Source organism: Escherichia sp. MOD1-EC5950 (genome assembly GCF_002965345.1).
Lineage (GTDB): Bacteria > Pseudomonadota > Gammaproteobacteria > Enterobacterales > Enterobacteriaceae > Escherichia > Escherichia marmotae.
In genome coordinates this window covers 418,634-428,427 of sequence record NZ_PTSR01000002.1, presented here as the reverse complement: position 1 = coordinate 428,427, position 9,794 = coordinate 418,634, and the positions used below count along the sequence as shown (strand labels likewise).

The 9,794-nt window shown below is 49.8% G+C and carries 10 protein-coding genes and 1 pseudogene; 4 read left to right on the top strand and 7 right to left on the bottom strand.

From position 1 onward, the window contains the following. Nucleotides 1-142 precede the first annotated feature (142 nt). The 5 genes and pseudogenes from cbpM to BEA93_RS04500 form a co-directional block, all read right to left on the bottom strand. Entirely contained in the window at nucleotides 143-448 is a 306-nt protein-coding gene (gene cbpM, locus BEA93_RS04520) for a chaperone modulator CbpM (protein ID WP_000024563.1), read from the bottom strand. Then, entirely contained in the window at nucleotides 441-1,367 is a 927-nt protein-coding gene (cbpA, locus tag BEA93_RS04515) for a curved DNA-binding protein (RefSeq protein ID WP_085448880.1), read from the bottom strand. Before cbpA ends, cbpM begins: the two co-directional genes overlap by 8 nt. Before the next feature lie 214 nt (nucleotides 1,368-1,581). Then, nucleotides 1,582-1,937 (bottom strand): annotated as a pseudogene (locus BEA93_RS04510) (RidA family protein). After that, nucleotides 1,934-3,187: a D-amino acid dehydrogenase gene (locus tag BEA93_RS04505; RefSeq protein ID WP_105224273.1), complete on the bottom strand. Its 1,254-nt coding sequence runs from the start codon at nucleotides 3,185-3,187 to the stop codon at nucleotides 1,934-1,936. The pseudogene BEA93_RS04510 and the gene BEA93_RS04505 overlap by 4 nt, the downstream one beginning before the upstream one ends. Nucleotides 3,188-3,237: 50 nt before the next feature. After that, nucleotides 3,238-4,152, bottom strand: a complete 915-nt coding sequence (locus BEA93_RS04500) for a LysR family transcriptional regulator (protein WP_105224274.1) — start codon at nucleotides 4,150-4,152, stop codon at nucleotides 3,238-3,240. A 273-nt stretch (nucleotides 4,153-4,425) separates the two neighbouring features. Here BEA93_RS04500 and BEA93_RS04495 point away from each other — a divergent pair, with 273 nt between their 5' ends. Continuing rightward, nucleotides 4,426-5,859 carry a hypothetical protein gene (locus tag BEA93_RS04495; protein WP_001285182.1) on the top strand — a complete coding sequence of 478 codons (1,434 nt, stop codon included), beginning with the start codon at nucleotides 4,426-4,428 and terminating at the stop codon, nucleotides 5,857-5,859. Nucleotides 5,860-6,008: 149 nt separating this feature from the next. After that, on the top strand, nucleotides 6,009-7,250 hold the full coding sequence (gene agp, locus BEA93_RS04490; protein WP_105224275.1) for a bifunctional glucose-1-phosphatase/inositol phosphatase: 1,242 nt from the start codon (nucleotides 6,009-6,011) through the stop codon (nucleotides 7,248-7,250). A 276-nt stretch (nucleotides 7,251-7,526) separates the two neighbouring features. Here agp and BEA93_RS04485 read toward each other — a convergent pair whose 3' ends face one another. Together BEA93_RS04485 and wrbA are read right to left on the bottom strand one after the other, a co-directional pair. Next, nucleotides 7,527-7,754: a YccJ family protein gene (locus BEA93_RS04485; RefSeq protein ID WP_001143120.1), complete on the bottom strand. Its 228-nt coding sequence runs from the start codon at nucleotides 7,752-7,754 to the stop codon at nucleotides 7,527-7,529. 20 nt (nucleotides 7,755-7,774) lie between these two features. After that, a complete protein-coding gene (gene wrbA, locus BEA93_RS04480; protein ID WP_001151439.1) occupies nucleotides 7,775-8,371 on the bottom strand; it encodes an NAD(P)H:quinone oxidoreductase in 597 nt (198 codons plus the stop codon). Nucleotides 8,372-8,732: 361 nt separating this feature from the next. Here wrbA and BEA93_RS04470 point away from each other — a divergent pair, with 361 nt between their 5' ends. Both BEA93_RS04470 and rutR read left to right on the top strand, forming a co-directional pair. Next, entirely contained in the window at nucleotides 8,733-8,906 is a 174-nt protein-coding gene (locus BEA93_RS04470) for a general stress protein (protein WP_001273657.1), read from the top strand. A 212-nt stretch (nucleotides 8,907-9,118) separates the two neighbouring features. Then, on the top strand, nucleotides 9,119-9,757 hold the full coding sequence (gene rutR, locus BEA93_RS04465; RefSeq protein ID WP_000191701.1) for an HTH-type transcriptional regulator RutR: 639 nt from the start codon (nucleotides 9,119-9,121) through the stop codon (nucleotides 9,755-9,757). Nucleotides 9,758-9,794 lie beyond the last annotated feature (37 nt).

Sequence of the window (9,794 nt, the reverse complement as noted above, 5' to 3'; positions counted from 1 at the left end):
AGGCCTGGTAAGACGCGTTAAGCGTCGCATCAGGCATTATGGCACAGCCGCCGGATGCGGCGTGAACGCCTTATCCGACCTACGGAACAGTGATCTTTGTAGGCCTGATAAGACGCGTTAAGCGTCGCATCAGGCAACAAACTCACGGATGAGCCACAAACCGGGAAAGCCGTTGGCGCAGCAGGCGGTTTTCCTGTTTCAGATGTGCGATATCATCCATTAACGTTAGCGCCACCGCGATCCCCGGCCAGTCAAGCGCCAGTTCCTGACGCAGACGTACCGCGCGTTGCACCACAATGGCGGCATGGTCGTCAAACACCCAGGTCGTTTCCTGAATCTCACGCGGTTCAACTACGCCTAAACCGACAATTTCATTCAACTCCTCTTCAGAAATGCCGGTATGCAGGCAAAATTCAGTAATGGTAAAAGTCACCGTAACGTTAGCCATTATGCTTTCCCCAATCTTTACGTGGATCAAAAGACGACTGGGCGTCTGCCAGTTGTTGCCACAGCGCAGCAGTGTTTTCATCAGGTTTCGGCGGCATGACGATTTTCAGCACCGCATACAGGTCGCCGGTCTGTTTTTTACCGACCAGACCTTTACCTTTAACGCGCAATCGTTGTCCGGCCTGACTGCCTGGTGGGATGGTCAGCAAAATGCTTTCTTTCAGTGTTGGAACGGTGACTTTAGCTCCCAGTGCCGCTTCCCACGGGCTAACCGGCACCACAATTTCCAGATCCTGACCGACAATATCAAACAACGGATGTGGCGCAATATGAATCACCAGCCACAGATCGCCATTCGGACCGCCGTTTTCGCCCGGCGTCCCCTGGCCTTTCAGGCGGATACGTTGACCATTGCCGACACCCGCCGGGATCTTCACATTCAGCGTTTTCGGGATTTCCTGTTCGATCATGCCAAAGGCGTTATAAACCGGCAGGTTATAGCTGATGGTACGCTTATGCTCAGTAAGCGTTTCTTCAAGGAATACCGCCACTTCGATTTCAATGTCGTGGCCACGTGTGGCCGGGCGCTGGCGGCTCTGACGGGCATGCTGACCGAAAATTGATGAGAAGATATCGTCAAAATCTTCGGCGTTGAAACTCTGGCCGTCACCATGCTGGAACTGACGGTTAAATTGCGGATCGTTGCGATGTTGCCACATCTGATCATATTCAGCGCGACGTTGTTCATCACTTAATACTTCCCAGGCTTCAGCGACCTCTTTGAAGCGGGCTTCGGCATCGGGTTCTTTGCTGACATCAGGATGGTATTTGCGGGCCAGTCGACGATAGGCGGTCTTGATTGTCTTGAGATCGTCCGTCGGTTTCACGCCCATGATGGCGTAATAATCCTTTAATTCCATAGCGTTATCTCGCGTAAATCAATACAGACAAAGGGAAACCCCTGACAAGGTATCAGTGTTAAGTGTAGGGGAAATCAGAAAAAATCGTAGGTCTGTGACGAAACATAACTAAAAATGATATTTTCAGCCTGAATGTTGGCAGGTAAAAGAGGGGGGCGTTTACCCTTCATGGATGCCCCATGACTACGTTGCCAGGGGGCTGAAAACGGGGAACTTATCTTGCTTTTACTGCCGTGACCATCACTTCAACCAGAATCTCCGGGCGAGCCATCTCAGCTTGTACGGCAGCACGGCTGGGCTATATCCTTCTGGTATCCAACTAACCCATACGTCGTTGAAATCGGCAAAATCGCGGGTGATATCTTTTATCCATACCTGCGCGGATAAGATATGAAATTTATCACTGCCAGCCGCTGCAAGTAATTCGTCGATTTTTTCCAGCACTTCGCGCGTTTGTTGCGCGATGTCTGGGGTATTGCTTTTCGGTGTCTGGCCGGAGAGAAAAACAAGGTTGCTATATTCCACGCTGGCGGCCAGACGCGGCTGTGGGTTATTACGTTTGATATTCAAGCTGATTGGCTCCATGTCAGTCCATCAAGTGAAATTGCAGGATCTTCGCCCGACAGCAGAGCGCCTAACACCACAGCACTACCTGCCGCCAGCGTGAAGCCCAGACTGCCCTGACCAAGATTCATCCAGAGATTTTGATACTTCGCCCGTCCTAATAGTGGCTGACCCGCAGGAGTGGATGGACGCATACCTGTCCATAATTCGGCATCATCGATACCTTGCAGTTGCGGAAAACTGGAGGCTACGATCTGTTTTAAGGCATCAATGCGTTCAGGGCGCAGTTCATTACCGTCATAGCCAATATCGACCATGGCGGCGATACGCAACCGGTCACCGAGTCGGGCATAGACAATTTTATGACCATAGTCGGTGACACTGATTTGCGGTGCGATCCCCATTTTTTGTGGGAAAGGGAGTGTCAGACTGTAACCTTTCAGACCGCAAAGCGGTACGTGAATCCCGGTTTCGGTAAGTAAATGTGTGCTGCCATTTCCGGCGGCAACGACATAATCATCAGCAATCAGCGTTCCTGTACTGGTGGTAATGGAGACTATGCGCTCACCTTTTTTATTCAACTGCAAAACTTCACAATCGGTCTGTAGCGAAAAATTCGCGCTGGCATTAAGTTTGGCAAGTAATGCCTGGCAGAACTTATAGCAGTCCGCCGTTTCATCGCCGGGAGAATAAATACCACCGCACAGGGAATTACCAATATGTTTTAGTGCGGGTTCAAGATGAACGCACTCTTCGCGTAATAGAGTCTGTTGAAAATGCGGATTAATGCCTTTTGCCGCTTTGGCTAAATCTTGCTGGCGGCGATGAATAATCAGTTTGCCAGAACGGCGCCAGTGGAAATCATCAAGATTATCCTCCAGCAACCATGCTTCCATTACCTGACGACTTAATAGTGATAAGCGTAAAATATGATCGCCATTGAGTTTATTTGTCCGGTTATTGCAGGCCAGTAAAAACGCCAGCAACCAGCGCCACTGACTTAATGACATGCGCAAACGCATATTCAGTGGAGAGTCACTTTTCCCCATCCATTTAAGCCCCTGCATCGGTACGCCTTTATCCGCCAGAGGGGCAACGTAACGATAACTGAGTTGCCCACCGTTAGCGAAACTGGTGGCGACGCCTGCCTGGCTGTTGCGTTCTAACAATTGTACCTGATGGCCCTGTTTTACCAGGACCCATGCTGTCGCCAGACCAATGACCCCGCCGCCAATAACTACAATGCGTTTTTTCATCACCTGAGATATCCACCGCTAATAAATGCGTTGGGGTTATGTCAAAACATTTAGGCCTGAGGAGCAATTGACTTTTTATTTTCAGGGTATAACTCAAGGTTAATGGCTCGCAGTTGCTGACGTAATTGCTGGCAGAGGAAATCAACAAATTTTTGTGTAATGGGGCTAAGTGACACGTCGGCACGACGTAGCAAACAAAGATCAATTTTCATTGGTGGTTCGATGGGGTGAATTGTTTCTGCCGGGAGGTTATGACGGGCAGAGAAAATATCGGTAATACTGCATCCCATTCCTCGTTTTACAAATTCAGTCGCCATGTAATAGGTCTGGACATTCAGGCGCGTTGTCAAAAAATCACGCCGTTTGGCTATGGCATTGGAAAGGGAATGTGGGCCAGGAGAAATCCAGCGTTGTTGGTCAATCTTGTCTATTTCTACCGCGCCCCGGCGATAGTCCCGGTCGATATAAACCAGCGGAACTTCGGCTATCAGTGTCGTCATAATCTCCCCCTGTTGAATCGGCTGTAGCGTCAGGGCCAGATCAATCTCACGCAGATCAAGTTTTTTAACCAACGTTTCAGTGTGCTCTGTCGTCAGTGTCATTACCAGATTTGCATTCTGCTGGTAAAACGCAGTGACTATTTCGGGCACCAGGCTTAATCCCAGGCTTGGCAGGCATCCCAGGGCTATTCTGGCTCGGGGATCTCGCGTCAGGTTATCGGCCAGCAGTCGCAGGTTATCGAGTTCGTTATAAATCGACTGCGCTTTTTCAAAAAGTGTGATCGCTTCGCTGGTTGGAAGAAGCTTGCCACGAACTCGCTGAAAGAGCTGAAAACCGAGTTTTTGTTCAGCGTTTTTTAACGCTTTACTGGCGGCCGGTTGGGAAATATTCAGCGATTCCGCTGCACGTGAAAGTGTTCCGCATGTCATCACGGCATAGAAGATTTCCAGGTGGCGCAGTTTCATTAAGAGTTAACCCAGAGTTATAGACGATAGATAAAAAGTCATTTCATGGTAACACCAAGTTAACATAAATTTAATCTGTAACGCCTGTTCTGGTAACAATGCGTTATTTGCCCACCTAAAAGGGGTTAATTACGAACTCAGAATAATACCTGTAGTACCCGGACAAACCCTCAGTGCATTTTGCCAACAATAATAACGAGGGGGGATATTTTCTGAGCTGTCCAAATACATCGGCTGATATTGACGGTCGATTCGATGGGGTTAAGGAGTTATATGAGTGACTCAATGCTCGCTGGTGGTTTGCTAACCAGACAAAATATCACCAAAAAGAATGTCATTATTGGCTTACTGTTGGTTATTTTTTTATTGACAGCGTTCTGGTGTCAGGGGCGTCCAGGTAATGAACTCGGACTGCTGGGTTTCACACCGTTGGTGGCGTTAGCGGTGCTCTCGTTGATAGGCGTCGATATTGTTCTGGCGGTTATTTCATCCATTATTATTGCGATGATAATGACTTCCACCGGTTTACCAGAAATGGGCACCATGCTGGCAAAATCGACAGGATCGTTTATCGCCACTGTTGGACTGATCATTATGCTTGGCGCAGGCGTCGGTGAAGTGGCAACACGTACCGGAGCGGCCGTTGAACTGGTCAAATTTGTGGTACATCGGATCGGACTTTCCAGCCAGACACGGGTCAAATTTGGCATCGTCATCTCTTCCATTCTCATCTGTGGCGCGCTGGGCACTATGGCGGGTGGCAATGCCATTATTGTTGCGGTGATTATTCCTGTGGCAGCAGCAGTACGGCTTACACCTCCCACGGTGGCGGCACTGATGATGACGGCGGGGTCAGTGGGATTGTTTACCGGGCCTTTTACCCCCAGCACAGTGACGATTTTACAACTCGGCGGCCTGACTTATCCGCAATATCTGATGTACGTCGGGTTACCAATGAGCGCCGTGACGTTATTCGCAGGCTGGATCATGGCCGGGCGAATTCAGAAGATGACGGAAGGAAAATTGCATTACGACGTCGATCTTTCAGAGAAAACGCAGGAAGAAGAAGATCCCGCACGCGATCGCCGTCGCAAGCTCAGCGCCCTGGCATTTGCAGCAACCATTATTGTTATGGCGGTTATTGGCGTAGTGATAAAAGCAGGTTTTAGTTTTGCCATTATCGTTATGTTGTTGGTGGCTCTGGTCACCGGGCTGGTGGGAGGGTTAAGTCCAACCGGGATCTTGCAGGCGCTGTATAAAGGGTGTGGCAGGCTGGTGTGGATGTTTCTGCTCTACTGGCTGTATAACCCGATTCTGGAACTTATGGATAGCCTACAGGCGTATCAGGGGTTGCTCGAATATACCCAACCCCTGTTAACCGGGATATCTCCGGCATGGCTTTGCTTCTGTATTTTTGCCTTTAACATTATCGGTCATGTGCCTGGTGCCGCAGTGGCTCAGATGACTTTTACGCACAAAATATTTGGCCCGATGTTGATGGCTGCAGGTGTACCGCCACAGGGTACAACGGCGGTATTGTTAGCTTCATCGCAAGTGGACTGGTTTGGGCCTTTCCCTTCATCAGATATGTTTGGCCAAATGGGGCTGGCACAATCTACTCACCTGAAATATATGCTTTATAACGGTTGGGCCATTGTCATTGCCAATATCATTCTTTTTGCCGTGCTGTTTCAGATATTAGTTTAACGATACAAACCAGGCGATAGTGCAGCTACTGTCCGTTATCGCCTGACGGTTTCCCGCCTCGTCATCTGCTAAATTGCGAACCGGTTCCCGGAAAAATGCCATATTTCTGTCACACTCTTAATTGATTGATAACTAAAGAGGTGATGGGAATGAAAAAAACGCTAATCGCTGCGGCCGTGGCTGGAATGGTTTTACTCTCTTCGAATGCTCAGGCACAGACAGTGCCGGAAGGCTATCAGCTACAGCAAGTGCTACTCATGAGCCGTCATAACTTACGTGCGCCGCTGGCAAATAATGGCAGCGTGCTTGAGCAGTCCACGCCGAATAAATGGCCGCAATGGGATGTCCCCGGAGGGCAACTCACCACCAAAGGCGGCGTGCTGGAAGTGTATATGGGCCATTACATGCGTGAATGGCTGGCAGAGCAGGGGATGGTGAAATCGGGCGAATGTCCGCCACCGGACACCGTTTACGCCTACGCGAACAGCCTGCAACGTACCGTCGCCACTGCGCAGTTCTTTATTACTGGCGCATTCCCGGGGTGTGATATTCCTGTTCATCATCAGGAAAAAATGGGCACGATGGACCCAACCTTTAACCCGGTAATCACCGATGATTCCACTGCATTCAGCGAGCAGGCAGTGGCAGCAATGGAAAAAGAGTTGAGTAAACTCCAGCTTACCGACAGCTACCAGCTACTGGAAAAAATCGTTAACTATAAAGATTCTCCGGCTTGTAAAGAAAAACAGCAGTGTTCACTGGTGGATGGCAAAAATACTTTTAGCGCGAAATATCAACAAGAGCCGGGCGTTTCCGGGCCGTTGAAGGTGGGCAACTCGCTGGTGGATGCGTTTACTTTGCAATACTACGAAGGTTTCCCGATGGATCAGGTGGCCTGGGGAGAGATCAAATCAGATCAACAGAGGAAGGTGTTGTCGAAACTGAAAAACGGTTACCAGGATAGCCTGTTTACTTCACCGGAAGTGGCGCGCAATGTCGCGAAACCGCTGGTGAGCTACATCGACAAAGCCCTGGTCACCGATCGCGCCAGTGCGCCGAAGATTACGGTGTTGGTAGGACACGACTCTAACATTGCCTCGCTACTCACTGCGCTGGATTTCAAACCGTATCAACTGCATGACCAGAATGAACGTACGCCCATTGGTGGCAAGATTGTCTTCCAGCGTTGGCATGACAGCAAAGCCAATCGTGATTTGATGAAAATCGAGTATGTGTACCAGAGTTCGCAGCAGTTGCGTAATGCCGACGCCTTAACCCTGCAAGCACCTGCTCAGCGCGTGACGCTGGAACTTACCGGCTGCCCGATAGATGCCAACGGATTTTGCCCGATGGATAAGTTTGATAGCGTGTTGAATGAGGCAGTGAAATAACAGAAAGCTCCCCCGCGAGAAGCGGGGGAGTATGGGACAGATGACAAATGTTAGATTGCCTGATGCGCTACGCTTATCAGGCCTACCTGAGAATTGCACTATATCTGTTAGATTGCCTGATGCGCTACGTTTATCAGGCCTACCCGAGAATTGCACTATATCGAATTTGCACGATCATGTAGGTCGGATAAGGCGTTCACGCCGCATCCGACATGAACAAAGCGCACTTTGTCAACAATTTGAAAACTCCCCCGCGAGAAGCGGGGGAATTGTGGATTAAACGTTTTTACGTTCGATGGTCTGTTCGCCCCAAAAAAGCGAATCTTTATCGGTTTTGGCAAAGGCTTTGACTAACACTTCATCGCTACCTTCTTCCCAAATTTTTTCCGCCATTTTTTCGTCATACCCGGCGACTTCAAAAATGGCCTCGGCTATTTCCGGCGACGTATTGCGCAGAGATGCCCATTCACCCACGTGATGGGCTTTCGCTTCTTGAGTTGGCATGCGTATCCTCCTGTTGAAGATTAGCCATTAAGTTTGACTGCCAGACCAGCAACATATTCCCCCTGGTAACGTGCGATAGACAACTCTTCCTGGCTGGGCTGGCGCGAACCGTCACCGCCTGCAATGGTGGTAGCGCCGTAAGGCGTTCCGCCGCGAACCTGCGAGACGTCAAATAATTCCTGCGCTGCGTAGCCAATGGGGACAATCACCATGCCGTGATGCGCAAGGGTCGTCCAGGTGGAAGTAATGGTTTGTTCCTGACCGCCGCCAGTTCCGGTAGAGCTAAAGACGCTCGCCAGTTTGCCGTACAGCGCACCGGAAGCCCACAGGCCGCCAGTCTGATCCAGGAAGGTACGCATCTGCCCTGACATATTGCCAAAGCGGGTCGGCGTACCAAAAATGATGGCGTCGTAATCGGCCAGTTCTTGCGGGGTTGCAACGGGCGCAGTTTGCGGTTTACCGCCTGCTTTTTCGAATAATTGCGGCTGCATGGTTTCCGGTACACGCTTAACGACAACTTCTGCGCCATCGACTTTGCTTGCGCCTTCTGCGACTGCACGCGCCATCGTTTCAATATGTCCGTACATGGAATAATAAAGCACCAGAACTTTAGCCATTTCTAACCACTCCTCGTGTTATCTCTATTCCGTAGCGATTCGCTACCACTCATTTAAAGATAAGACGTCCTTTTCAGAGTGCAAATTTCACAACCACTTATTTGATTTATAACAACTTTCACAAGCCTGTAATTTTGTCGCAAAATGATACATTTTTATCTCATAGCGTTTTTTTAATCATAAGAGCGGCTTATGGCTGATTATCAGAAATGATATCTATTCTCGCTAAGAAGCTGTTGCAGGATATTACCAAACGCAGGCTTACCCGCGTCAGTTCACTAAGCTTAGTCCCACGTAGCGAAAATATGGCATCCGCCATACGCCGCGTTAATCCTGGGCACTATGATGACGGAGGTCAGTAATGGCAAACCATCGAGGCGGTTCCGGCAATTTTGCAGAAGACCGCGAAAGAGCATCAGAAGCAGGTAAAAAAGGTGGACAGCACAGCGGGGGGAATTTCAAAAATGACCCGCAGCGCGCATCTGAAGCAGGAAAAAAAGGTGGTAAAAGCAGTCACGGCAAAAGCGACAAATAGCCGGGCTTAATCAATGACGAATGCGTTTTTGTCTGACGCGCGTCATTAGCCACCACCGCCGGAAACCCCGGCGGTTTTTTCGTTCTGGTGTTCTCCTTTATATCCTCACGTTAATACCTTCTCGCTTATTCCATTCATATTGCGAATGTTGATGGTCGAGGCATTGTGCTGATTTTGCTATCCTGTTGCCCATCGACAAGAGGGGAGAGCGCATGACGCAAGGCGCAGTGAAAACAACGGGTAAACGTTCGCGCGCAGTGAGCGCGAAGAAAAAAGCGATTCTTAGCGCGGCACTGGACACTTTTTCACAATTCGGTTTTCACGGCACAAGACTGGAGCAAATTGCAGAGTTGGCGGGCGTTTCAAAAACCAATCTGCTGTATTACTTCCCGTCGAAAGAGGCACTGTATATTGCCGTGCTGCGGCAAATTCTGGATATCTGGCTGGCACCGTTAAAGGCGTTTCGTGAAGATTTCGCTCCGCTGGCGGCGATCAAAGAGTACATCCGGCTGAAGCTGGAAGTTTCCCGTGATTATCCGCAGGCTTCGCGCCTGTTCTGTATGGAGATGCTGGCTGGCGCGCCGCTGTTGATGGATGAACTGACCGGCGACCTGAAGGCGTTAATTGATGAGAAATCGGCGCTGATTGCCGGTTGGGTCAAAAGCGGCAAACTCGCTCCGATTGACCCGCAGCATCTGATTTTTATGATTTGGGCTTCCACCCAACATTACGCTGATTTCGCTCCCCAGGTGGAGGCGGTAACGGGCGCGACATTGCGCGATGAGGTGTTTTTCAATCAAACGGTTGAAAACGTGCAGCGGATCATTATTGAAGGGATCCGACCACGTTAATGATGCCGGAGGAGGTTGCGACATCCTCCGGCTACCT